The sequence below is a fragment of the Photorhabdus sp. S10-54 genome (genome assembly GCF_963878145.1).
Taxonomy (GTDB): domain Bacteria; phylum Pseudomonadota; class Gammaproteobacteria; order Enterobacterales; family Enterobacteriaceae; genus Photorhabdus; species Photorhabdus kayaii.
Map to the genome: position 1 here is coordinate 79,081 of NZ_CAWNXG010000012.1, position 25,863 is coordinate 104,943.

The following is a 25,863-nucleotide window of genomic DNA, read 5'->3' on the forward strand; positions in this document are numbered from 1 at the left end:
ATTTTGCTGAATCCGATTGTTCGTAAATTTCAATATGGTCAACATACCGTTGCTATCGAAACAGGTATGATGGCCCGCCAGGCCACAGCTGCTGTCATGGTCAATATGGATGACACGGCTGTATTTGTCACTGTTGTTGGCCAAAAGAAAGTAAAAGAAGGTCAGGATTTCTTTCCACTGACTGTTAACTATCAGGAGCGTACTTATGCTGCTGGTCGTGTTCCAGGCAGCTTCTTTCGTCGTGAAGGTCGTCCTGGTGAAGGAGAAACGTTAGTCGCTCGTTTGATTGATCGTCCTCTGCGTCCTCTGTTCCCGGAAGGTTTCCTGAACGAGGTGCAGATTGTAGCAACAGTTGTTTCTGTTAACCCGCAAGTTAACCCAGATATTGTTGCAATGATCGGTGCTTCTGCTGCGTTGGCACTATCTGGTATCCCGTTCAATGGCCCAATTGGTGCTGCTCGTGTTGGTTATATTAATGATCAGTATGTGCTGAACCCAACCAGTGATGAGCTGAAAAATAGCCGTTTGGATCTGGTGGTTTCAGGTACTGCTGGTGCTGTTCTGATGGTTGAGTCTGAAGCAGACATTTTAACTGAAGAGCAAATGTTAGGTGCGGTAGTATTCGGCCATGATCAACAACAGGTGGTTATTGATAACATTAATGCGTTGGCTGCGGAAGCAGGCAAAGAAAAATGGAATTGGGTGCCAGAACCTGTTAATCAAGCGTTGCATGACCGTGTAGCTGAATTGGCAGAAGGCCGTCTGGGTGATGCTTATCGTATCACTGAAAAACAGGAGCGTTATGCTCAGGTTGATGCTATCAAAGAGGAAGTTACGGCAGCGCTGTTGGAACAGGATGAGGCTTTAGAAGAAGCTGAAATCCATGAAATTTTGGGTAGCTTAGAGAAAAAAGTTGTTCGTAGCCGAGTCTTGTGTGGTGAACCACGTATTGATGGTCGTGAAAAAGATATGGTGCGTGCATTGGATGTACGTACTGGTGTTCTGCCCCGAACTCATGGCTCTGCGCTGTTTACCCGTGGTGAAACTCAGGCTTTGGTTACTGCGACTTTGGGTACGGAACGTGATGCACAGATCATTGACGAGTTGATGGGAGAGCGTACAGATCGTTTCCTATTGCACTACAACTTCCCGCCATATTCTGTTGGTGAAACAGGTATGATGGGTTCACCAAAACGTCGTGAAATTGGTCATGGTCGTCTGGCTAAACGTAGTGTGGCGGCAGTTATGCCAAAAGCTAACGAATTCCCATATACCGTTCGGGTTGTTTCTGAAATCACGGAATCAAACGGCTCGTCTTCAATGGCATCTGTTTGTGGGGCATCTCTTGCGTTAATGGACGCGGGTGTGCCGATTAAAGCTGCTGTTGCTGGTATTGCAATGGGGTTAGTGAAAGAAGGCGATAATTTTGTTGTTCTGTCTGACATCTTGGGTGATGAAGATCATTTGGGAGACATGGACTTTAAAGTAGCGGGTAGCTGTGAAGGTATCAGCGCGCTGCAAATGGACATCAAAATTGAAGGCATTACCCGTGAAATTATGCAAATTGCTCTGAATCAGGCAAAAGGTGCGCGTTTGCATATCCTGAGTGTAATGGAACAGGCAATTAACAGCCCACGTAATGATATTTCTGAATTTGCACCACGTATTCATACCATTAAGATCAATCCTGATAAGATCAAAGATGTTATCGGTAAAGGTGGTTCAGTTATCCGTGCACTGACAGAAGAAACTGGTACTACCATTGAGATTGAAGATGATGGCACAGTGAAAATTGCTGCAACTGATGGTGAAAAAGCAAAACATGCCATCAGTCGCATTGAAGAAATCACTGCTGAAATCGAAGTTGCTCGTGTTTACATTGGTAAAGTAACCCGCATCGTTGATTTTGGCGCGTTTGTTGCTATCGGTGGTGGTAAAGAAGGTCTGGTACATATTTCTCAGATTGCTGATAAGCGTGTTGAGAAAGTGGCTGACTATTTGCAGGTTGGTCAGGAAGTCTCAGTTAAAGTTCTGGAAATTGATCGCCAGGGTCGTGTTCGCCTGAGTATTAAAGAAGCGACAGTCGGCGTAATTGCCGAGGATACACCACTGGCTCCACAATCAGCAGAATAAATTTGATGTTATAAACGGCGTCTTGTAAAAAAGCGCCGTTTATAGACTCAGGGCAGGAGGCCCAATAAATGCAATATGGGTGATAGGGCATTCTTAATCAATGTCTGACTTTCGGGAGTAGGAAATGAATCTTTTTCTGCGCTGGTGTTATGCTGTAGCAATACTTCTTTTGGCAGGATGCAGCAGCAAGGATTGGCGTAAAAACGAAGTTTTTGCTATTCCGTTACAACCTTCATTGCAACAAGAAGTCATTCTGGCTCGTATGGAACAGATTCTTGCGAGTCGGTCATTGACAGAAGATGAGTACGCACAGCTTTTATATGAGAGAGGTGTGCTGTATGATAGTCTCGGGCTAAGGGCTTTGGCACGGAATGATTTTTCTGTTGCCTTATCTATTCGGCCTAATATTCCAGAGATTTTTAATTATCTGGGAATTTACTTCACACAGGTTGGCAATTTTGATGCCGCCTATGAAGCGTTTGATTCTGTATTAGAGCTTGATCCAACTTACAATTACGCGCGTCTTAACCGTGGCATCGCGTTGTATTACGGTGGTCGGTATAAGTTAGCGCAGGATGATCTGCAGGCGTTTTATCAAGACGATCCAAATGATCCTTTCCGTTCGTTGTGGTTGTACCTGGTGGAAAAGGAATTTTATCCTAAAGGGGCGATGGTGAACTTGTCGCAACACTACGAAAAAGCGAACCGGGGGCAATGGGGCTGGAATATAGTTGAATTCTATTTAGGCAAAATTAGTGAATATACATTGATGAACCGCTTGAAAGAGAATGCAACGGATAACACTTCGCTCGCTGAGCATCTCAGTGAAACTGACTTCTATTTAGGTAAACATTACCTAAGTCTGGGGGACAAGGATAGCGCATCTGCGTTATTCAAGCTGACGGTAGCTAACAATGCACATAACTTTGTTGAGCACCGCTATGCATTGTTGGAATTGGCGCTGTTAGGCCAGGAACAAGATGACCTATCAGAATCGGACCAGCAATAGCTGACGAACATTTCGAGATTGATTTGCAAAGTCCATCATCTTGACCGATGAGGGCTTATTTGTTCGTTTAATTAAATACTTTGAGCCAGTTCACATTTTAAATGAAAATGACCGAAATTTTTTTCGATGCGTTATGTAGACTGGCCGCCATAACTAATGAGGCACCATTACATGACCACTGAGACTGAAATCTCTTTTGCTGATCTGGGTTTATCAGCACCTATCCTTTCTGCACTGGAAGATCTTGGCTATGAAAAGCCATCTCCAATTCAGCAACAATGTATTCCCCATTTATTAAATGGCCGTGACGTACTAGGTATGGCGCAGACGGGGAGTGGTAAAACAGCGGCATTCAGTTTGCCTTTATTGCATAACATCAATGCTGAGTTGAAAGCTCCGCAGATCCTTGTGTTGGCACCGACCCGTGAACTGGCGGTACAGGTAGCCGAAGCGTGCGCAGATTTTTCTAAACATATGCGTAACGTGAATGTTGTTGCACTGTATGGTGGGCAACGTTATGACGTTCAGTTACGTGCTTTACGTCAAGGGCCACAAATTGTTGTGGGTACACCAGGACGTCTTCTGGACCATCTGAAGCGTGGTACGTTGGATCTGTCTAACCTGAGCGGTTTAGTTTTGGATGAAGCAGACGAAATGCTGCGTATGGGCTTTATCGAAGATGTTGAAAACATCATGAGCCAGATCCCTGCTGAACATCAGACTGCGCTGTTCTCTGCAACTATGCCAGAAGCTATTCGTCGCATTACTCGTCGTTTTATGAACGATCCGCAAGAAGTGCGTATCCAAGCGAGTGTAACGACCCGTCCTGACATCAGCCAGAGCTATTGGTCTGTTTACGGTATGCGTAAAAATGAAGCTTTGGTGCGTTTCCTTGAAGCAGAGGATTTTGATGCCGCGATTATTTTTGTGCGCACCAAAAACGCAACGTTGGAAGTGGCAGAAGCACTGGAGCGTAATGGCTACAACAGTGCGGCGCTAAACGGTGATATGAACCAGGCACTGCGTGAGCAGACATTGGAACGTCTGAAAGATGGCCGTTTGGATATTTTGATTGCAACTGATGTTGCAGCGCGTGGCCTGGATGTTGAACGCATCAGCTTGGTTGTTAACTATGACATTCCAATGGATGCGGAATCTTATGTTCACCGTATTGGCCGTACTGGCCGTGCAGGTCGTGCAGGTCGTGCGCTGTTGTTTGTAGAAAACCGTGAACGTCGCTTGTTACGTAACGTTGAACGTACAATGAAGCTGACTATCCCGGAAGTTGAACTGCCAAATGCTGAATTGCTGAGTCAGCGTCGTCTGGAAAAATTTGCTACTAATGTACAGCAGCAATTGGAAAGTAGCGATCTGGATCAGTACCGTACTCTGTTGTCTAAACTGCAACCTGCAGAAGATTTGGATATAGAAACGCTGGCAGCCGCATTATTGAAAATGGCACAGGGTGAGCGCCCGTTGATTCTGCCTCCGGATCCGGTTCGTCGTCCTCGCCGCGAATTCAACGAACGTGATGATCGTCGTCGTAGTGGCTTTGATGATCGTGGCGAACGTAGTGATCGTCCTCGTCGTGAACGCCGTGATGTCGGTGAAATGGAGTTATACCGTATTGAAGTGGGTCGCGATGATGGTGTTGAAGTTCGTCATATCGTTGGTGCGATTGCTAACGAAGGTGATATCAGCAGCCGTTATATTGGCAACATCAAATTGTTTGCAACGCATTCCACGATTGAATTGCCAAAAGGCATGCCAGGTGATTTGTTATCCCACTTTACCCGTACCCGCATTCTGAATAAGCCAATGAATATGCAGTTAATGGGTGATGCACAGCCATTTGAACGCCGCGAACGTCGTGGTGGTGGGCGTAACGGCAATGGTAACGGTAACGGTAATGGCCCCCGTCGTGATCGTGAGAGTTTCAATGGTGGTGGCCGTCGCTTCAATGGTGAACGCCGCAGTGGTGAAGGTCGTGGTGAAAGCCAAAGCCGTAGCAGTTTCCGTGGTCGTGGTGATGATCATGGTTCATCTGCTCCACGCCGTCGTTATAACAATAGTAACGCACAGTAATCACCTGGACTGATATTTAAATAGTAAAGCGGCTCTTTTTACAGGAGCCGTTTTTGTTGCCAGTTAATTGCTTCAATATTTTTATAATAAAAAAAGCTGCTTTTTATACAAAAGGCAGCTTTTAATATGCAGGAAGAGATCAGTTACTTAATGCTTCAACGGGATTACCTGCACTGCGGGTGCGCCATAGTTTCAGCCATTGCATAATGGAAGAGACCATAATCACAATGCCGAGGATAACCATCACAATGGAGATTGTTCCGTTGAAGATGTTGAAACCTTTTGTTGCGGAGTTGAAGTAAACATTCTTCACCATCCAGTAAGCAGCATAGTTCACAGTAACGTACAGGTAAGCGAGTGGTATCAGGCAGGTCAGCGTATACCAGCGTTTTTCAGACAGACGTAGGATAATTGTTGCACCAATCATCAGGCCGATGGAGGCCATCAGTTGATTGGATACCCCGAATAGTGCCCAGACTGAATTGATATCGCCGGAATTTAGTAAGTAGCCCCACAGTAAACAGGCAACGATACTGCAACCAATGGAACCCGGTAACCAGTCGATACGTTTCAGAGGTGCCCATATATCGCCCAGGAAATCTTGCAGCAGGTAGCGGGCAACACGCGTACCGGAATCAACCGCTGTCAGGATAAATACGGCTTCAAACATGACGACGAACTGGAAAAAGTAGGATGCTAGCTGGCTGAACCAAGGAATGCGGGTGAAGATATCTGCCATACCAACCGCCAATGTGACTGCGCCACCGGTACGGCCATACAGATCCAGACCAATTTCCTGACTCAGTTTTGGTAGATGGATAACATCCATACCCAATGTAGCAAAGACCTCTGGGGAGGAGTTAATAGCGAAATAGTCAGCAGGATATAGGGAAGTGGCAGCGATCAACGCCATGACACCAACGACACATTCTGCCAGCATTGCACCGAAACCCACGGGCAGAATATCACTCCACTTATCGATCTGCTTTGGTGTTGTGCCAGAGCCGATAAATGCATGAAAACCAGAAATAGCGCCACACGCAATGGTGATGGAGATAAACGGCCACACTGGACCGGCCAGTACAGGGCCATTGCCATGAATAAATTCAGTGACTGCCGGGAATTGGATCTCCGGGTTAATAAAGATGACTCCCACAACTAGTGCGCCGAATACACCGATTTTCATAAAACTGGAAAGATAACCACGGGGAGTCAATAACATCCATACAGGCAGAGCGGTGGCAAAAAACGCATAGATTGGCAGTGCCAAGCTGACAGTTGATGTACGCAGACTCAGCCATTCACCGAAAGCAGATGCCTGAATGTAAGGGCCGGCAATCACACAAGCCATAATGGTGATAATACCTACCCAAGTTGCCCCGCGCATATTACCTGTGAAGCGCTCCCATAGACCGACTCCGATTGCGACCGGAATGGTCATAAATACTGCAAATGTTCCCCAGGGATTACGTTCTAGTGCATGAACGACCACCATAGAGAGACCTGCCATAGTAATCGTAATGATGAACAACATCGCAAGGCCGGTGCACCAACCAGCAATTGGACCAAGTTCTGTTTTGGCAACTTCTGACAGGGATTTACCACTATGTTTCATTGAGGCGAATAAAACAACCGTATCATGCACGGCCCCGCCGATAACACAGCCGATTAGTAGCCATAACATACTTGGCAAATAACCGTATTGAGCTGCTAATACAGGGCCAACCAGAGGTCCTGCGGCTGCGATTGCTGCGAAGTGGCTACCAAAATTGACCCATTTTTTCGTGGGTACATAATCTTTACCGTCTTCCAGTAAATGGGAAGGTGTAACCTCGCTGTCATCTGCTTTCAGTACCTTTTTAACGAAGAATACGCCGTACAAGCGGTAGCAGATAACCAGAATACACAACGTTGCAATGACAAATGTGAGAGCGTGTTGCATTTCTCTTCTCCTGAGAGTTATAAATTTTTACTCGTATCTTGTCATAGGTAAAGGAAGCTATAAGGGAGTGTCTAAGTGAGTGGTTGTATGGCGGGTTAAGTGGTCAGATTCAGCAGGTGAGCGGTGAGTAAGAACAGATTAACCCGCTGAAAAGATGATGAGTGTCATGGTTACTTCAATCCTAGTGCCTCTTTCAATGGTTTCAAATAACGGCGGCTGACGGGGATAGTTTTGCCATTGCGTAGAATCAGTTCGGCCTGTCCGTGATCACCAAATAGGATTTCGCGCAGATGGGTCATATTGACCAGATATTGACGATGATTTCTCATCATTGGTGTGCGGGTTTCTAATGTGCGAAGTGTTAGTTCAGTAAATCCTTCCTGCCCATTGGTACACATAACATAAACTCCACTTGGGCGGGAGGCGACATAAAGGATTTCATCCAGCTGCACAAGCCAGATTCGGCTGTGGCCGGTGCATGGGATATATTTCAGCGGCTCTTCTGCTTTCAGGGTGGAAATATCCTGTTTCTGATACCCTTGCCGTAATCGTTGTAAGGTTTTGGTTAGACGGTTTTTTTCCAGTGGTTTTAATAAATAGTCAAATGCGTGCTCTTCAAACGCTTGTATTGCATATTCATCAAATGCGGTCAGGAAAACAATATAGGGACGATGCTCTGGATCGAGCATACCAACCATTTCCAATCCGGTGATGCGTGGCATCTGGATATCCAAAAATACAACATCGGGTTTTAGATGATGTATGGCGCCAATGGCTTCAACGGCATTGGCGCATTCGCCAATAATTTGAATATCATGTTCTTCTTCTAGCAAACAACGTAGGTTTTCTCGCGCAAGCGGTTCGTCATCAACAATTAATATATTCATATTCACACAGTTTTATTAGCCTCTTTAATGAGTGGCAAGTGTAAAATTACGCGGGTAAATTTTTCTGGCTGGCAATCTATTTGCACGCCATAATTTTCACCATAGCGAAGTCGTAGCCGTTTATCTACCAGACTCATTCCTAGTCCATCCCCCATAGAGACCGATTTATAAAGACCAGCATTATCTTCCACTTCCAGTATCAACAATTGATTCTGCTGATGAGCACGAATAGTAACTCTGCCGGTTTCTAATAACTGTGATGTGCCGTGTTTGATCGCATTTTCTACTATTGGCTGGAGAGAAAAAGCGGGTAATTTGGCGTGAATCAGAGATTCCGGCAGTTCAATATTTATTTGCAGATGCTCACGGAAACGCGCCTTCTCAATTTGTAAGTAAGCATTCACATGCTCTATTTCATCAGACAGCGTGACAATCTCTTCTGACCGTTTCAAGTTTTTACGGAAAAAGGTTGAGAGATATTGTACTAATTGACCTGCTTGATAACTGTCCCGTCGGATCACTGCTTGCAGGGTATTTAAGGCATTAAATAAAAAGTGAGGATTCACTTGCGCATGAAGCAGCTTAATTTCTGATTGAAGTAGTGATTGTTTGTTACGTTCATACTGCCCTGCGAGGATTTGGGCGGATAATAAACTGGCAATACCTTCCCCCAAGGGGCGATTGATTGAGCTGAACAGACGGTTTTTGGCTTCATAAAGTTTGATTGCGCCGATAACTTGCTGATTTTCTCCCTGTAGTGGAATAACCAGAGTGGAACCCAATTTGCAGGTTGGATTGATTGAACAACGGTAGGGTATTTCATTGCCATCGGCATAAACCACTTCATTATTTTCAATTGCTCGACGAGATTGTTCTGAAGAAATAGGTGTTCCAGGGAGGTGATGATCTGAACCGATACCAATAAACGCCAGGAGTTTTTCTCTATCTGTAATAGCCACTGCGCCTATTTCCAGTTGTTGATAAATAACTTTCGCTACCTTCATACTGTTATTTTCATTAAATCCTTTTCGCAGAATACCTTCGGTATAGACAGCGATTTTTAGTGCCTGAGCAGAAAATGCACTGGTGTATTTTTCAAATATCGCGCGTCGGTCAAGCAGGATACGTATAAACATTGCTGAGCCGATACTATTGGTGACGATCATGGGGGCGGCGATATTTTTGACCAACGCTAATGCTTCACTGTATGGACGAGAGAGCAGTAGTAAAATGCCCATTTGTATTATTTCAGCACAAAACGTGACGATAGCGGCTGTCCAGGGATTAATCAGTCGGTTTATCTGACCACGTTTCATCAGATAGCTGTGAATAATGCCGCCGATTAAACCTTCAATAATGGTCGATATCATGCAACTGAAAGCGGTCATCCCACCAAGAGAATAGCGGTGCAGTCCACCGGTTAATCCCACCAGTGCGCCGACACCGGGTCCACCCAGAAGTCCGCCAAGGACAGCGCCAATAGCTCGGGTATTGGCAATGGAATCACCTACATGCAGTCCAAAATAAGTTCCCATAATACAGAAAATGGAAAAAGTAACATAACACAGCAACTTATGAGGTAAACGTACAGTCACTTGTAACAGTGGAATAAATAGCGGTGTTTTACTTAGTAGCCAGGCGATAACCAAATAAACACACATCTGTTGTAGTAATAACAATACAAGATTAAATTCGTACATAAACTTTCCGGGAGGATTTATGGATGTTATTAGTTTACAGAAACAGCTAATAATATTATTAAAAGTTTAGTTTAAGTGGGTTAATATTTGACAAGAATCATAAACCACGACACTATTATAAAGCGTTTTCCTTTCTATCAGTGATTATACGCACAAACATATAAGAAATTTTCCGTAGAACAATGCGAAGCTATAGCGTTAGTTTCGAGTCGGGTAATTTTGGATGTGTAAGACATCATGAAAAAAAGAACACTTTTTACGATTTTACTGGTTATTTTGCTCACAGCAATGGCTGTGTTATTTCGTTCCCATAACCAATATTTATTGTTGCAAGGTGAAGTTGATGCACCGGAAGTAATTGTGGCATCTAAAGCTAAGGGACGAGTGATTAAACGTCACGTTGAGCGAGGAGATGATGTTAAGGCAGGGCAGTTACTGATTACACTTGAAAGCCCTGAATTACTGGCCCAGGTTGCTTCATTAGAAGCTGCTCGTTATCAAGCCAAAGCGCAGTTGGAACAATCTCTTCATGGAACACGTGAAGAAAGTATTCGAAATTTGGAAGCGGGTTTGGCACAAGCTCAGGCCGAATATGATAACGCGGTACGTGAATATGATCGTATTCAGAATATAGCATCTAAAGGCTATGTTTCACGGAACGATCTAGATAATGCTCACAGAAGTAGAGATGTTGCCTATCAGAAAATGCAGAGTGCAAAAGCGGTATTGGATGAAGGTATGCATGGTGACAGGATTGAACTGCGTCAGAAATATGCAGCGGCTTTACGTCAGGCTGAACAGCAACTGATTGAGTTACAAACCCAGAGTAATGATTTGCAGGTCAAAGCACCTGTCGCGGGGGAGGTTGGGCCGATTCCGGCAGAAGTTGGTGAATTATTTAGTGCTAATAGCCCCTTAGTGGCATTAATCCGTGTACCAGAAGCTTATTTTATTTATAACCTGCGGGAAGACATTCTGGCAAAGGTGCACAAAGGGGATAAAGTCAAACTTCGTATACCTGCGCTAGGTGATAAAGAGATTGAAGCCGAAGTTCGTTATATCTCTCCAATGGGTGATTACGCGACTAAACGTGCCACTCGTGCCACCGGTGATTTCGATTTAAGAACCTTTGAAGTGCGCTTGTATTCCTTACAGCCTATTGAAGGTTTACGTCCTGGTATGAGTGCATTGTGGCGTTGGGATAAGTAGGTGACTGATGCGGAACAAGGTTGCATGGCGTGGTTTCGAGTGTGCTTTTAGCCAAGAAATCCGGGCTGTGATTCGTAGTCCAGTTTTTCACTGGTTAAGCTGGTTATTCCCGTTGATGCTATTTGTGCTTATCAGTGCTAATTTCTCAGAAGGGACATTGCTCAATCTGCCAGTATCGGTGGTTGATAATGATCAGAGTCCGCTGTCACGTCATCTAATACGTAACCTGAATGCGGCTTCTCATGCGCAGATTAAATCTTATGATGGTGGATTGCAGGAATCTCTTGAACGGCTTGGCAGTGCTAAGGATTACTCCTTACTTTATATCCCGCACGATTTTGAAGCTAATGCACTTACAGGACATCAGCCGACCGTGCGTATGTATTACAACGCGTTGTTTTATGGTGCCGGAAGTTATTCTATTCAAGATCTCAGTGGATTAATGGCAGAGATTAATGCGAAGTACCGTTCTATATTGGCGACAGAAATGGGCCATCAGTTACCTCCATTAGCCAATGTTACGCTCGTTTATGACAGCCTTTTTAATGCCAGCGGTAGTTACATCTATTATCAGCAGTTTGCGGCTACAATCCATTTGTTACAGCTTTTTGTTGTAACCTGCACGATTTATAGCATGGCACGCAGCAAAATGCTGATGACAATGAAACCGTTTACTTTTGCTCTATTGGGAAAACTGGCGCCTTATACCCTGTTTTTTACTTTGTTGTTAATCGTAGAATTGGCGGCTCTGATTGGTATATTTGATGCAAAAGTGAATGGTAACCCAATATATATGGTGATAGTGGGTTTCTTCTATGTTATTGCCGCTCAAAGTATTGGCTTGTTGTTGTTTACTTTCACTAATAGCACACTGACGGCTTACAGTTTAATCGGAGTGCTAGTCAGTATTGCGACAACTTTTTCAGGTATGTCAGTGCCAGAATTATCAATGATATTGCCGGCGCGGATAATTGCCAATATTGAGCCTTTGACGCACGCACTAAATGCGATGTTTGATATTTTTCTGCGTGAGGTTTCTTTACTGGGTATTTTATCTGTTTGTGCTTTATTGCTTATTTATCCGGTCGTTTGCTTTCTGCTAGTGCGAAACCGGTTATTTAAACGGCTTGGCTTGCCACAGGGTGATGAATAATGCAGATGTATTGGCAAACTTTTCGCCGGGTATTAATGGGAATGTTGGAAAAGCCCATGTGGATGTTGATGCTAGTTTCCTTGTGTATGATGAGTTTGGTATATGTCCGGCCAACAGTATGGGATCTACCGGTTGCCGTGATCGACCAAGATCACAGTCCTGCTAGTCGTGCTTTGATACGCCAGCTTAATTCTACGGCTAAAATTGCTGTCCACAGTTATGACAATCTGGCTGATGCTCGTCACGATCTACTGCTACGTGAAATTTTTGCGATTATTATCATCCCGGCGGACTTGGAGAAAAATATCCTTAATGGAAAAAATATCACCTTTCCGATTTATGGCGATGCAACCAGTCGTCTTGCTAATGGACAAATTCAACAAGAATTGACTTCTGCTCACCGGCAATTGCTAAACGAATATAACAGCAAATTATTATTGAAATATGGTTTTAGTCCTGAACAGACAAAATTATTATTAATGCCGATTCGTAGTGAAACTATTGGATTATTTAACCCTGGTGTCAGTTTTGCCGCAATTGTTTTTCCCGGTTTATTAGTGATGTTATTACAACACTCGCTATTGATATCTTGTGTGCGGGTCAGTATTACGATACGTGGTACACCGAAAGGTAAACCACCATTGCCTGTCTATTTGGGAGCGCTGTCGGCGCTATTACCGATTTGGCTTTTTCTTTCCATCATCTTTTTTGTGCTTTGGCCGTGGGTATTGGGATATCGGCAGGAAGCATCTATTCCTTTGCTATTAATGCTGACTTTTCTGTTTATGTTGGCAGTGCTTGGATTAGGGAAATTAGTGACAGAATGTATGCGCAGTGTAGAGATGATCTATTTGACGATCGCTTTACTTACAACGCCTGTGTTCTATATTTCCGGCACCATTTGGCCGGTACAGGCAATGCCTGATTGGGTAAGAGCAATCTCTTCGGCTTTACCGTCTACTTGGGCAACAAAAGCGATTGCTGGTGTTAACCAGATGGGGTTGCCATTACAGGGTGTATTGGGAGATATTGCTATGATGTTGGTCCTTGGTGTGATTTATACCCTGCTAGGGATTCTTATCGGTATGGTGCGTCAGAGGAATTTAGGAAAATAACCTATTATTTATGTAGGTTATTCAAATGATGATTTATACCCGTCATCTTTCAAGTTGCCTCTTTGTTGGCTGCACTCACTCACCCCGGTCACATCGTTATCTATGCTCCCGGGGATTCGCTCCCTTGCCGCCGCGATGCATCTTGAAATCCATAGGGTATATGCTTTCTGGTAATCTGATTAGATTCCATCAAGATATCTATAAATTGCGTTTTGTCGATAGTTTCTTTCTATTAGGCTTCGAGGTTACATTTTCCAGATTTTTATAAAAATTTCACCATTAACTCCTTTATTCAATATCTACTTTGATAGCTGACTATCTGGGAATGCTATAGAATGCGTGTTCCGTTGGTGATGATACTTAAGATCTGCTTGTTCTAAGAGGCTTCCGTTAAAGGAAGCCATTTTCCTGCAATATTTCTATTTGATTTTCTCGCTTAGAATCTCGTTTTTTTCAGCGAAAGCAAAAATAATGTATTTTTAGTAACAAAGGCACTGATTAAAAAACAGAAGAAAAAGAAAAGCGCATCGATATAAGTAAGATTAAGATAAATAAAATAGACTATTGTGACGCCAATAGCGGAATCAAGTTGATCGAATAAAATAAACAATCGCTTATTTTGCTCTGGGTGTTGTCCCGGTGGTGCGCCGAGTTTCCTTTTTAGCCAGGAGTTTGGCAATTCGAAAAGAACATAGCCGAAACCCGCCAGAAAACCGGTAAGTAAACAGGAGGAAATAGTCTGGGGAATAATCGAGTCTTGGATTCCGGTGCCGAGAACTAACCACAATAGCGAAAATAGCGCGGTAATAATGGGTACAACAATAAAACCGCGCCAGGTCTTGTTACGGCCGAAATAACGTTGGTGTACTGGGATTGCCAAGCAGGCAAAATAGTTTTTCGTCACAATCACCATATGTAAACAACCACCAAGGATGACGGGGAGCAGTAGAATCCATCCGTGGTAAAAACTATTGAGCATAAAGACTCCAGAAATGAAGACCGGTAAATAAAGCAAACCCTGCAAGTGTTGTACTGATGATAGTATTGAGACTCTTGAACTTATAAAACGGACGATCCCATAGCATGGCGATACTGAATGTAAGGAGCGCTAATGTCAGTAAGAGATGGCTTAACCATTGCTCGACTACCAAGCTTACCAAAGCATAACCACTGATAATAAATAAGCTCCAGAATACCGGCATACCGAGATAGGAGAGCTGGTTTTCGTTCTGAATATTACCGACTTCATTAAATACAGATAATCTCAGGCAACCGCTAATGATCATTAAGATAATAAACAGGGAATGCCAAGATTGATAACCGGAAAGGTAGAGGATAATGGCTGGAGAGATCAAGTAAATAAGTTGATCCATAAATCCATCAAGATAACGACCGAATGGGCGCACAATATTTAAGTGTCTGGCTAGCATGCCATCAAGCGCGTCGCCAAGCATGGCAAGATACAAAAACGCAATGGCTAAGTAATACCAATGTTGTAATGCGGCTGCTACGGCAAGCGCGCTAAAGACCGCCCCAACGATAGTAATATAGTCTGCTCTGTTTAGATGAATGATGAAATGATTATTATTCATAATTTTTCCTTGTGTGGAACGGAAGATAATTGGCCTTTACCGAGCATATTGATCAGCGCGATGCGGTTTATTTTGCTGTTATGACGAATGTCAACAGGGATAGGATTAGCACAATAAATACGAGTAACCTGCGTGAGATCCAGCTCGTCTAAAATAGCGGGTAAATCTGTCGGTAGTGTGGCGCTTTCCAGTATCAGGGCGGCTCCACCTAAAGGATGTAACACGAATGCGCTTTGAGTGATCCCAGGCAGTTCATTGATCCTTTTTTCCAGTACGTAGGGATGGATGATATGACCATCATCTAACACCACTTTATCTTTTACCCGTCCAAGTAGCCAGAGCTGTCCTGTCGTATCCAGATAGCCGACGTCACCGGTACAGTGCCAAATGCTTCCCTGTTTACGTGGGAGTTTGTTTTCTTTCGTTGCTTGAGGATTATCAATATAGTCTTTGAGCACATGTGGCCCGGCAACCAAGATTTCACCGACATTACCGGCAGCTAGTGGGGTAATTTGTTGGGGGTTAGCCGTTATTTCCCGGATACATATTTCTGCTTGTGTAACCGGTTTTCCAACCAAATAACCATCATGAGCTGCCCAGTGGTTTAATTGAGTCGTCATTTCGACGGTACTGATCGGTTCAACCTCGGTGGAACCATAGACCACTAAATGCTGAGCATGTGGAAAGACTGTCAGGCAGTTTTCAAGCAGAGCCTTATTGGCAGGCGCACCACCTACGATGACTGTTCGCACGTTAGGGAATGACAACCCTTTGCTCTTAGCATAACTGGTGACTTTGTTCATATAGGCGGGAGCACCGCTGAGGCATGTAACACCTTTGTCTTGCACTTGCTTGACGATCTTCTGCGGATCGACGGTTGCGGGATGGGCAAAGTCAAAATCAGGCAGGATACTGCTGTTGCCGCAGCATAATGAGTGCAGCACCATAACGGGGAAACTGTGTAGATCTATCTCATTCTTTCCTTCGGCAAAAAGTGCTGTTATGGCATAAAGTTGTGCTAGCAAGCTGTCATGAGTGCGGTTTGCGCCTTTGGGTGTGCCGGTAGAACCCGAGGTAAAGGTAATTAACCCAGTTGTATACGACGGTAAATCTCGGCAGATAAAGCTACTCAGTGGTAAATGTTGATTGGGTGTTTCCAGCACTTTCATGCCCAAGATACGTTGTCCGATGACAAAACGTCGCAGTCGCCACAGTTCAGGGATCAGAAACCAGAATTTTCCTAACGTAGGTTGAGTGATCACCGCCGATAATTTACTGTGGCGCAGTATCTCTCTCAGTTGCTTTTTGGCAAGCCCGCGCTCAAGCATAACGGGAACTAGCCCTAGCCCCAGAATGGCGATAAGCAATGGATAAAGTACTAAGCTTGGTTGGATAATCACTAACAAGCGATCGCCAGCGACGAACCCAGCTTGAGTTAACTGATACTGAAAATGGGAGGCATGAGAAAAAAATTCCTGAAAGCTTAAACCTCTACCATGATCCAGTGAATGTGGTGCTTGCAGCGCTAAATGCTCAGGGTGCTTTTGGGCTGCATCGACAATGGGCTGACAAATATTTGTCATGCGATCCTCCTGTAATAAAGCGCGTATTGATGTTTGGTGGCAGCCGGTGTGTTGAAAAGCCGTCCTGCGGTCTTGAGCGAGGTATTATCTTCACGCATTAGGGCTCCTCCCAGACGAGGATGAATACGTTTGGCGCTCTGTTCAAATGAGCAGTACAGCGTGTTGTACAGCCGACTGCCCCGGTATTGCGGTGCGACTGCCACAGTTTTTAACAGCCCGATGGCGGGCTGACCTTTTTGCAGGACTGACAGACTCAAAATTAACCCGGCAATTTCGCCATTAGGAGTTTTAGCTAGAAATGATGCAGGGTAACGGCAAAAAGGTTTAATAAACTCCTCACCACAGTGCTGTTGAAATGCTGACCAAGATGGAGTGGTATAAGCGAAATTCTCACCAAACACCGAGTCGATAAAAGAATAAAGTTTAACTTGCTCTTGCATCCATAATTCTGGTGTTAATGGTAATAATGTTGCTTGAATATCAGGAAGTTTTTGCGCGCGTTGATGAGCTTGTTGAAAGTTGACTGCTATTGCTTGGGTATCGTCGAATATCGAGGTATAGCGATAACGGATATCAAACCCTAACTCTTTTAACAAAAGGTGATAGTAAGGAGGGTTATAAGGCTCATGCTCAAAGGGAGGCACATCAAAATGATCAAGTCGAACACGGTAGTGTCCGAAAGTTGAAAAGTTAATCGGCCCGTAGAGATTGCACGCACCATTTTCCTTGGCCCATTGTTCTAGAGCGCTAAACAACATGGTGTTGCTTGCTATGTCATTATCAGTTTCCCAAAAGCCGAAAAATGCAGCAGATCGGCCATCAACTCTATGAGGTACTAAAAAGCCGACAAGACGAGCTTTCCCTGGAATGCAGCCAATCCAGGCTTTACTGTGATTAAACCAAGAATTCTTCGGGCTGAACTGCTGTTGTACTTTTTCCCGGTCTTCACCAGGCCATAGCGGCCAATCGCGATAAATACTGGGCGGAAGGTCAAGAAAACCTTCAGGTAGTGGATTGGCTGGAGACCACTCTCCCATGAAGATATTAGACATGTTCACTCCTTGATGTCAGCTCTTCTACAGTGGTGTCGTGCAAGCGGACAACAGTCCCAGTTGCTCCATCCATGTGTACCCGATCGCCATCTTTCAAAATTTGTGTGACGGCGGGAATGCCGACGATGGCGGGGATCCCCAGTTCACGAGCAACAACGGCGGAATGTGAAAGTGTGGAACCGCGCTCGATTAGTAATCCGCCTGCTGTAGGGAATAACGGCGCCCAACCGGGATCGGTGCGTATAGTACACAGGATCTGCCCTGCCAGCGACATTTCATCTTGTGGGTTTTTAATTAATCGGATAGTTGTTTCAACTTGCCCTGGGTAGCAACCTATGCCCTGTAGCATGCTGCTATCGGTTGGGGCTTGTTGTTCCTGATAGGGATAGCTGTAATCTTGCTGTTGATACAGTGAGCCTCTAATGAAAAAGTGATGAGCTGGTTCATCCTCTGTTTCGTAGTTGGCATATTCTTGCTTGCGTATAGCAACTAAAGGCTCAAGTTGGGTCTGTATTGCTGTTCCTTCGTAGCCGCTGTAGATCTCCTCTAACGTGAGATAAAAAATATCGCGGGGTTCAGCGAGTATCCCTTCTAATGCATATGCCTGACCAAGTTGTAGGAAGATATCTCGATACAGCCCAAACATACGAGTTCGGGTGAAACGCATATTTTCCCGGTGACGTATCGCTTGACGTAATTTCTGCAAATTCTTTTTAAAGGCGTTCATACGCTTGGAGCCAAGTCGCTCCTGTATTTGCTGAAATGCGGTATTTTCGGCCTGAGTACGCAACTTTCTTTCCCGGCTGGATAACGTCTCTGGTGTGAGGGTATCGATAGCAAGGTAGTTTTTTAGTATCAGAAATAAAAAACTGGGATCTTGTTTTAGTGTGATGGTTTCCAGCTTCAATTCACCCATCGTACGATCGCCATATTTTTTAATATAATCAATGCACTGCTGGTGGAATGATTCATCGAGTGGGCGTATTTGGGTCAGCAGGGTACGCGCATCACCGAGGGTCAACAGGTTGCATAACTCAGGGTGCTGGCGTGCATATTGGCACATTTTTAATAGCACTTTGGTCGGCTGGGTACTTTCGATATCTTCATCCCCAGAAAGAAGATCACCTAATAATGCAGATGAGTTTTCAATACCGGCAGCAATTAGCCCTCGATGTACCCGGCCATTAAACATCATCACGTAGAAATCGTTTAAGATCGGCGTCGTCCAGCGTTGTAGCAGATGTTCATCCAGATATTTTAATTTTTCGATCAGTTGGCCGCTGTTGCAAGTATGCAACTCTGATTGTTTTATGGCGGCAGCATGCCATTTAAACTGCTCTAAGAATAGTTCTACCCGTTGATCCATAGTCCTAAAGGCATATAGCAAGCGCAGGAGTGCCCACCCCATTTTTGGCAGTTTCTTTATTTTATCGCCCAGTGAAAGTGTCTTATCCTCAATAAAATCAACCGGGTCTTCCAGCCCCATCATTCTTTCCATATCTTTTTTATTGGTTTGGAAAGAGGGAAGTAATAGTAGTCCTTTGTACCAATTATTGATGTTGTAATAGATCCTACCTTTAACTAAGCCGAGCATATTTTCCAACATGGAACGATGCTGGTTAACCTGTTTATCTGAGCAACCTAAAGCACGTATTGTCTGTTCATAAACGGTGGCATAACCTGCCCGGGCAAAAGAGAAAGTCAGTGGTGTTGTTATTCCACAATAAGATTCCTGAATATTGGAATTATCGAAAATAATATGACGTTCGCTTTTATCATCCAGACGTGGCAATCGGGTTATTGGCCGGGTCTGTAGAATAAAGATTTGATGGTTTTGAATCGTCCATTCGATATCTTGTGGACACCCTCGAGCTGCCGCAATTTCTTTGCCAATATCTCGTAATGCATAGATTTTATTATCGAGTAAGGTCGGTTCCCACTGTTTTTCTTTCGCGACGGGTATTGTTACTGTACCGCTGCCGTTGGTGGTATTGAAAACAGTTGCTGTCTCTTTTTGTGTGATATGACGTTCGATCTCAGGTGTGGTGAGATGAACTGAAAATTCATCGGTATCGCATTCGCCGGAAACTACGCCTTCTCCGGTGCCCCAGGCGGATGAGATTAGGCAATGTTGCCTGCTACCCGTAACAGGGTGTGCAGTAAACATGACACCAGAAACCTCACCGGCAACCATGTTCTGAATGATGACAGCACTACTGATATTGCCCATCGGTAGCCGTTTGTGTAGGCGATATTGTAATGCACGCGTGTTAAAAGCTGAGGCCATCACGGCACGTAAGCTGTTGGCAAGCGCTGATTTACCCCGCTGAAATAGGTAGCTGTCCATCTGCCCGGCGAAAGAAGCATTGGCGGCATCCTCACCAATGGCTGATGAGCGAACAGCGAAAAATTCATCTGGGTGATTCTCTGACAAGAGAGCTAATTCTTCTTCTAATTTAGTAGGTAATGGAATCGACTGTAGCCACTGACGCAATGGCGCAGCAATAGCGTCGAGTTTTTCTTGGCTGATATCATGTGGTACGGTAGCCAACTGCTCTATGATGTTGCTTGCAAACGTATCGTTGATGAGTAGGCTATTAAGTACCTCGCTGCTGATGACCCAATAATTAGGTACAGGAAAACCGTTTTGCGTAAGCCATAATAAATTAGCTGCTTTTCCACCTAAGGAATGTTCCGCCAATTCAATAGCGTTATCTTGCGTGTAGAGATATTTCATATTGTTCCACCAATACAGCAATAGTATACCTTGCTTACATCATGCTCTTATTTGTATGTAATATTGTTGGCGTTAATAGATCAATAAGATATGAATGTATTACAAGCTATTGCTGCACCCTTATTTTAGAGGAAGAGTAAATTAAATAGTTTATACCCGTCATCTTTCAAGTTGCCTCTTTGTTGGCTGCACTCACTCACCCCGGTCACATCGTTATCTATGCTCCCGGGGATTCGCTCCCTTGCCGTCGCGATGCATCTTGAAATCCATAGGGTATACTCGGTTGATTATTAATTCCGTGTTAATGAAATAAGCCAGCGGAGCGTTTTCATTGTGCGCTCCATAAATGGGTAGCCAACAACATTGTGTGCCATCATATAAAGCGGAATCCTTCTCATCCATAAATCATGCAGCGCTAATTCATAGCCACGATGCCAAATTATTGGATCGAGGGAGATCCCCGATTTTTGCTCAAGTTCAACCCGGTGCAGTTCAATATAATAAGCCACCTTATCTGCATCACTTTGTGGGTCTAAGCTAAAGGCCAGAAGTTCTGCCAAATCGCGTTGTGGTAGATGCACAGTAGACAACTCCCAATCCCAAGCGCATAAACGTAACCCAGTTTCCTGTTGCCGGAAGGCAATATTGCGTGGGTTGAAATCACCGTGGATCAATGTCCTGGGCATCTGTTCGATCTCTTTCCACCAGGTGGAGGCATTGTCTACCCAGTGCTGGAAATCTTTATGTTCTTCGGTAGTGAACAACTCAGGGAACGTTTGGTGGATAAAATTGCCCAGTTTTTGCCACAGGGGCTTCATTTGCGAAACCGTATCGGCATTCGGAATTTGCAGTTGTGGGAATTTCCACGTGAGCTCTTCTTCTTGTCCCAACCAGATAGCGTGAATATCGGCTACGCCTCGGATGGCGGCTTCAAGGTGGCACTGCTCCCAAGGTGTTTCCAGATTAATGTTGTTCATTAACACCATATCGTGGAGCAATTCTTCAATCAGGGCATAAGTTCCGGTTGCTTCGTTTTCAATTACACCATAGACAACTGGAATATAGCGCATCAACCGTGGATCTTGCTGATTCATAATAGCCAGCTCACGGCTATGGCTTTGGTTAAATTCAAGCTGATGTGCAAAATTTTGGAAAACGGCAAACAACTCGGAAGAGCAGTGTTTGGCAATATCCAATACCATCTCGACGACCTCTGTCCCCAAAGGTTTCAGTTTCAGCATTACGGGTAAATTATGCTGTGCGGATGTCGTCATGGAAAAAGGAAATAAGCCAATTAAACGTTCCGCATAATTCGAGCTCAGATGCGTCAGCATGCTGTGTTCATCACTGCCAGAAAATTTAGGATTGATCGTGGTTAAATGGGCCCCTTGTAACACAGGGTTAAAATCTGCTTGCTGGAAGAAGGAGAGATCAAGTTCCTGTGGGGTGTGTGCAGTGATATTGTTAGTGGTGACAGGGCGATAGCGGCCAAGTCTTTCATGTGATTGAGCGAATTCATCCGCAGCAATAGCTGACAGTGTTGAAATATCAAGGGCCAGACAATAGCTGGCGATGATCTCCGCCAGGCGGGCGGTGCCATTTTCATCGGTGCAGCCCAACATGTTCAGACATTCACGTTGGTGTGGTAAATAAGTTCCGCCACCGATAGTACCGATGATCAGAGAAGGCAGTGTAATACTGCAATAGACGCGGTTATCGGCAGTTAATGTCATGTGCAGGTGGGCGACTGACGATTCATGTACACAGGCAATATCCTGCCCTAGAGCGGTAAACATCCCGGCAATCACATTTGCGGCATTAATATTCATGCCGATCATCCCTGAGGCAATAGCTCCTTCGCAGACATGATGATAAGCCGTGACAAGTTGTTGTGGTGTGACTCGCAAGATTTGCTGACAGGATTCAGCATCTAAATAAACCTCAGCCACTACACGAGTTCCACGACCTTCGATGAAAGGTTGATAAGACACCTTTTTATCACTAGATGTATTACCATCGATCATAAAGTGACGTAGAGGTATAAACGCCATTTTGGCTAATTGTTGTTGGATCCATTGACATGCATACCAAGTGCAAATGGTGGTCATGTTTTGACCTGCCGCAGCGGCTGTATTGTAGATAAATTGCAAATGGACGCTGCGACCGATGATATGTGGATTTATTTCCAACAATTGCGCATGTTTGGAATGGCGTCCTATTTCATACCGTAATTCGCTGATATGTTCTTTGATCCAATCACTGAACATAATACTATGCGAGACGCTATGAAATTCAAAACGAGGGGCTCGTATCATGCGTTGACCGAGTACACGCGCGGTCGTCCCCCCTGATTGCGTAATAACGGAAGAACCACGGGATACCGAAGCAATCAAAGCGCCCTCTGTGGTAGCAAGTGGAGCGTAATATACCCCTTGAGCGTATTGTCCCTTTATCAAGAGAGGGCCGGCTATCCCCACAGGGATTTCTATTGAACCAATAAATCCCTCAATGGTTTTTGTCAGTTTGGTCGCATCCAGATGAGTATCTGCCACGTGTTCCAATGCATGCCCGGTATGTTTTGCCAAATAATCCAGACGCTTTTGTCGCGCTTCCTCGGTATAGGTGTAGAGGTGGCGGCGGGGCAATAGTTTTACTTGGGTTGTATCTGTACGGACGGCAGATGCTTCTTGGTGTTTTTTGATGCTGAATATGTCACGTGACAATTCTAGAATAGAACCTCGCGCACAGTTTTCTATGTGATCAGTGGTATTATCTGATGCATCACTTACATATGATTGGATATTCTTTTGCAACATAACTATATTTCCTTTAATGCCTAAGCAAACCCAAGCTTTATTAAGATGCTAGCAGTGCAAACTGAATAACCTAGCACCATGAATATTCCCACGACAGCTTCATCGCGTTTGCGATTCTTGATGGTGGGGCTATAGAGGAATTTGCCTAATTGCCATAGACACAACACATAACAAACGACCAAGATAATTAACGCCCATAACGCTATACCATCAGTGGTGATATTGATTAGCCAAATCTGTAACGCCAACATTACAGTGAGCAATGCCGCGATAATAGCAACGGCTCCTTTTCTGCCGAAAATAGATGAATAGGTCGGTATTTCCAGACGTTCTTCATCTGGGCCTTTGCACTTGCGTGTAATTTCAAAACTGAATCCAGAAAAGAAGCACAACCCCATTAAAACCCATATTGGAAAAGTGAATGTGAGGTTAGGACTGGCGATATTGCCTAACCACCAGATAATGAGAGGCATTACCAGCATATGGGAAATGGCATACCAAGTAAGGTGTTGGTTTAGCCATTCACCGATAAAGAATTCTTTTCCCATAAGACAGGTCCAGATAAAGACTAACAGCCAGGCAAAAGTAACTGAGCCAATTCCCCGATCTAGAAATAGACTTCCACCTAATTGTAATGCGATACAACAGATACCAAGTACCCGTAGATTTTTCAGCGTAATAATACCGCGTTGTAAAATCCGTTGTGGATGATGTTCACAATCCAGTTGGTAATCTTTATGCTCATCGAATATCCGTAATAGTAAAAAATAGGAGAAGGACATCAGGCAACCGAGAAGGATCTCCCATGACAAAACTGGCTTTTCCCCTATTGAATAAAAAGCTACGGAATAGCTGATGATATAAAAGATAAAGAAAAGCGGCGCATTTTGTAGCGGGAAACGCTCATCCATCCATAGCTTTATCCTCTTACCAATGAATTTTGAATAAATATCTTGGCTTTCCATACACCTTTCCTATTTATTGTATAAGGATTAAACTATATACGTTTGTGACAATTCAGCCCAAGGATAATCAATCCAGAAGCAAATCTTAATAAATCCTATGCGTGCTTTTTAGCATTATCTCTCTCAATAATTTAAGAAATACGTATGGACTGATGCCATACATTAAGCCAAAAGTTTGCAATCGGCTATAATCAGTATGTGTAAATTTTAATTTCAGTATGCAACTTATGTTTACATTTTTTTCTATAACTGTATGTTTATGAGATGCTTTTGTTTCCATTTGGATTAAGGAGTCATGGGCTTTAATATCATATTTCAGACAGATATAGATAAGTTCTTCTCCGTTATCGACGACAACTTTGTTCCGTAAATAAATTTTTTGTGGGGGCAAAGTTACTACATATAAAATACCGGAATAAAGTAATAAATGATTAGTAATTGTAATTGAATTAGTGATGGGATGTTTTGATTTAGCGCAGTTTATAGTCAGATATTACCCTAATAGTTAAAAGGTAAAATTTACAGTTAGGTCTGTATTGGATTCTTGATGTAGGATCGGGCGAATGCCGATATATTTTGGCTAGATAGCTACGTTACTTTATCAAGTAAGGAGTCTGAGCTGTGTTAGGAAAAATCCACAATCTTACTCTGCACTGGTTTATTACTGTCCGTGATAGTCATTTAGTTGTCAACCAGTATAAGCAGGAAGAGGTTAGTTTCAGCGACGAAGCCAATTATCTGGTTCTAAGAGTTATTCGTACAGAATTAGGGTTGTGTGTTAAAAATTTGGTAGATACGATAGCGTTGAAGTTCATGCTTGCTGTTCTTTGTGCGGGTTTGTTCCAATTGGCTGAGTGTATAGAAGCGAGTTTGCCGGAGGGCGTGGATCAGCACGATCTTGCGCGATTATCATGTTGATCAGAGTAGAAATTCCTGTAGATGCAGCGGGAATAGATCAGTTATTACGGAAATCTTTTGATACCCCGGCAGAAGCGGAATTGGTCCAACAATTGCGGGAAGATGGATTATTGACGTTAGGGGTGGTTGCTACTGATGACGAAGGCCAGGTAATCGGTTACGTGGCTTTTAGTCCGGTGGATATTAATGGTGAAGATCACCAATGGGTTGGTCTGGCACCGTTAGCGGTTGCTGAAGAATATCGTCGGCAGGGGATTGGTGAAAAGCTGGTGTATGAAGGTTTGGATAGCCTGAATGAATTTGGTTATGGTGTCGTCGTTGTTTTAGGTGATCCACACTACTATCGCCGGTTTGGTTTTACGCTTGCCAGTGAGCATCAGTTGCATTGCCAGTGGCCAACGTGTGAATCTTATTTTCAGCTATATGAATTAGCTGATAGTTCTTTGGCTGACCATAAGGGATTGGTTACTTACTCCCCACACTTTGACCGTTTTTAATTGATGCTAAATATTCTGCTATACAGACGGGCTGGCAAATAACCAGCCTCTCTTTTTGCTGTTTACTTAATTGTTTTACTTGATATTCTAGCTGTGAGGCATTGGAGCGGTCTCCGGCATGACTACTGAAAACTAGCTGTAACGGTCCTTTCCCCCTCAGTGATTTGGCTCCTTTCCCGTTTTTATGTTGTGTAAAACGGCGGTGAATATTTGTTGTTATCCCGGTATAAAGCATTCCTGATTTTGTTTTCAGTAAGTAAAGAACCCATTGATTTTCAGCCATATAATTTTTTTCTGAATTTTCTATTTTTGATATTTATATTTTACTCGAACGTTTTTCTATATCATTTTTCTGAATAATTTAGTTTAAGTTATTACAATATAACAGTTTTATAAAACCTGTTACATATCAATTTGCTATACGTCGCATTATTTGTTCAAAAAAATTGAAATAAAATAGCAATAATTGC

General features: G+C 43.8%; 20 protein-coding genes. 9 read left to right on the top strand and 11 right to left on the bottom strand.

Annotation, left to right across the window (positions count from 1 at the left end; genetic code table 11):
- The first annotated feature begins 3 nt into the window (after positions 1–3).
- The 4 genes from pnp to AACQ83_RS09185 all read left to right on the top strand — a co-directional run bounded on the left by pnp (position 4) and on the right by AACQ83_RS09185 (position 5,227).
- Positions 4–2,133, top strand: coding sequence for a polyribonucleotide nucleotidyltransferase (gene pnp / locus AACQ83_RS09175; RefSeq protein ID WP_112877195.1), 2,130 nt, complete (start codon positions 4–6; stop codon positions 2,131–2,133).
- Positions 2,134–2,257: 124 nt separating this feature from the next.
- Complete coding sequence (gene nlpI / locus AACQ83_RS09180) at positions 2,258–3,142, top strand: lipoprotein NlpI (RefSeq protein ID WP_112877196.1); 885 nt, start codon at positions 2,258–2,260, stop codon at positions 3,140–3,142.
- A gap of 107 nt (positions 3,143–3,249) precedes the next feature.
- Positions 3,250–3,324 (top strand): protein YrbN, encoded by a 75-nt coding sequence (gene yrbN, locus AACQ83_RS24605; RefSeq protein ID WP_350385507.1) that lies wholly within the window; start codon positions 3,250–3,252, stop codon positions 3,322–3,324.
- Positions 3,314–5,227, top strand: coding sequence for a DEAD/DEAH family ATP-dependent RNA helicase (locus AACQ83_RS09185; protein WP_112877197.1), 1,914 nt, complete (start codon positions 3,314–3,316; stop codon positions 5,225–5,227). Before yrbN ends, AACQ83_RS09185 begins: the two co-directional genes overlap by 11 nt.
- A 139-nt stretch (positions 5,228–5,366) precedes the next feature.
- Here AACQ83_RS09185 and AACQ83_RS09190 read toward each other — a convergent pair whose 3' ends face one another.
- The 3 genes from AACQ83_RS09190 to AACQ83_RS09200 form a co-directional block, all read right to left on the bottom strand.
- Positions 5,367–7,169 (bottom strand): carbon starvation CstA family protein, encoded by a 1,803-nt coding sequence (locus AACQ83_RS09190; protein ID WP_112877198.1) that lies wholly within the window; start codon positions 7,167–7,169, stop codon positions 5,367–5,369.
- Positions 7,170–7,339: 170 nt separating this feature from the next.
- A complete protein-coding gene (btsR, locus tag AACQ83_RS09195; protein WP_112877199.1) occupies positions 7,340–8,056 on the bottom strand; it encodes a two-component system response regulator BtsR in 717 nt (238 codons plus the stop codon).
- A 2-nt stretch (positions 8,057–8,058) separates the two neighbouring features.
- Entirely contained in the window at positions 8,059–9,756 is a 1,698-nt protein-coding gene (locus AACQ83_RS09200; RefSeq protein WP_112877200.1) for a sensor histidine kinase, read from the bottom strand.
- 237 nt (positions 9,757–9,993) lie between these two features.
- On the opposite strand from AACQ83_RS09200, the gene AACQ83_RS09205 reads away from it, so the two are divergent.
- From AACQ83_RS09205 to AACQ83_RS09215, 3 genes are read left to right on the top strand one after another with little or no spacing between them, the layout of a single operon-like run.
- Complete coding sequence (locus AACQ83_RS09205; protein ID WP_112877201.1) at positions 9,994–10,965, top strand: HlyD family secretion protein; 972 nt, start codon at positions 9,994–9,996, stop codon at positions 10,963–10,965.
- Positions 10,966–10,972: 7 nt separating this feature from the next.
- The gene (locus AACQ83_RS09210) at positions 10,973–12,118 is read left to right on the top strand and encodes an ABC transporter permease (protein ID WP_112877202.1); all 1,146 of its coding nucleotides are present in this window, start codon (positions 10,973–10,975) and stop codon (positions 12,116–12,118) included.
- A complete protein-coding gene (locus AACQ83_RS09215; RefSeq protein ID WP_112877203.1) occupies positions 12,118–13,233 on the top strand; it encodes an ABC transporter permease in 1,116 nt (371 codons plus the stop codon). The genes AACQ83_RS09210 and AACQ83_RS09215 overlap by 1 nt, the downstream gene beginning before the upstream one ends.
- A 436-nt stretch (positions 13,234–13,669) precedes the next feature.
- On the opposite strand, the gene AACQ83_RS09220 is transcribed toward AACQ83_RS09215, so the two are convergent.
- The 7 genes from AACQ83_RS09220 to AACQ83_RS09250 all read right to left on the bottom strand — a co-directional run bounded on the left by AACQ83_RS09220 (position 13,670) and on the right by AACQ83_RS09250 (position 23,978).
- Positions 13,670–14,212 (bottom strand): CDP-archaeol synthase, encoded by a 543-nt coding sequence (locus AACQ83_RS09220; protein ID WP_112877204.1) that lies wholly within the window; start codon positions 14,210–14,212, stop codon positions 13,670–13,672.
- On the bottom strand, positions 14,202–14,825 hold the full coding sequence (locus AACQ83_RS09225; protein ID WP_112877205.1) for a CDP-alcohol phosphatidyltransferase family protein: 624 nt from the start codon (positions 14,823–14,825) through the stop codon (positions 14,202–14,204). The genes AACQ83_RS09220 and AACQ83_RS09225 overlap by 11 nt, the downstream gene beginning before the upstream one ends.
- A complete protein-coding gene (locus tag AACQ83_RS09230; protein ID WP_112877206.1) occupies positions 14,822–16,408 on the bottom strand; it encodes a fatty acid CoA ligase family protein in 1,587 nt (528 codons plus the stop codon). Before AACQ83_RS09230 ends, AACQ83_RS09225 begins: the two co-directional genes overlap by 4 nt.
- Positions 16,405–17,460 carry a hypothetical protein gene (locus AACQ83_RS09235; protein WP_112877207.1) on the bottom strand — a complete coding sequence of 352 codons (1,056 nt, stop codon included), beginning with the start codon at positions 17,458–17,460 and terminating at the stop codon, positions 16,405–16,407. Before AACQ83_RS09235 ends, AACQ83_RS09230 begins: the two co-directional genes overlap by 4 nt.
- Positions 17,453–20,197: a phosphoenolpyruvate synthase gene (locus AACQ83_RS09240; protein ID WP_240000757.1), complete on the bottom strand. Its 2,745-nt coding sequence runs from the start codon at positions 20,195–20,197 to the stop codon at positions 17,453–17,455. Before AACQ83_RS09240 ends, AACQ83_RS09235 begins: the two co-directional genes overlap by 8 nt.
- Before the next feature lie 290 nt (positions 20,198–20,487).
- Positions 20,488–23,013, bottom strand: a complete 2,526-nt coding sequence (locus AACQ83_RS09245; protein ID WP_112877209.1) for a phosphotransferase — start codon at positions 23,011–23,013, stop codon at positions 20,488–20,490.
- 20 nt (positions 23,014–23,033) lie between these two features.
- A complete protein-coding gene (locus tag AACQ83_RS09250; protein ID WP_112877210.1) occupies positions 23,034–23,978 on the bottom strand; it encodes a prenyltransferase in 945 nt (314 codons plus the stop codon).
- A gap of 621 nt (positions 23,979–24,599) precedes the next feature.
- On the opposite strand from AACQ83_RS09250, the gene AACQ83_RS09255 reads away from it, so the two are divergent.
- Positions 24,600–24,896, top strand: coding sequence for a hypothetical protein (locus tag AACQ83_RS09255; RefSeq protein WP_112877211.1), 297 nt, complete (start codon positions 24,600–24,602; stop codon positions 24,894–24,896).
- Complete coding sequence (locus AACQ83_RS09260; RefSeq protein WP_112877212.1) at positions 24,890–25,393, top strand: GNAT family N-acetyltransferase; 504 nt, start codon at positions 24,890–24,892, stop codon at positions 25,391–25,393. Before AACQ83_RS09255 ends, AACQ83_RS09260 begins: the two co-directional genes overlap by 7 nt.
- Here AACQ83_RS09260 and AACQ83_RS09265 read toward each other — a convergent pair.
- A complete protein-coding gene (locus AACQ83_RS09265; protein ID WP_112877213.1) occupies positions 25,362–25,676 on the bottom strand; it encodes a GIY-YIG nuclease family protein in 315 nt (104 codons plus the stop codon). The two genes, AACQ83_RS09260 and AACQ83_RS09265, sit on opposite strands and share 32 nt — an antisense overlap.
- Positions 25,677–25,863: the final 187 nt, after the last annotated feature.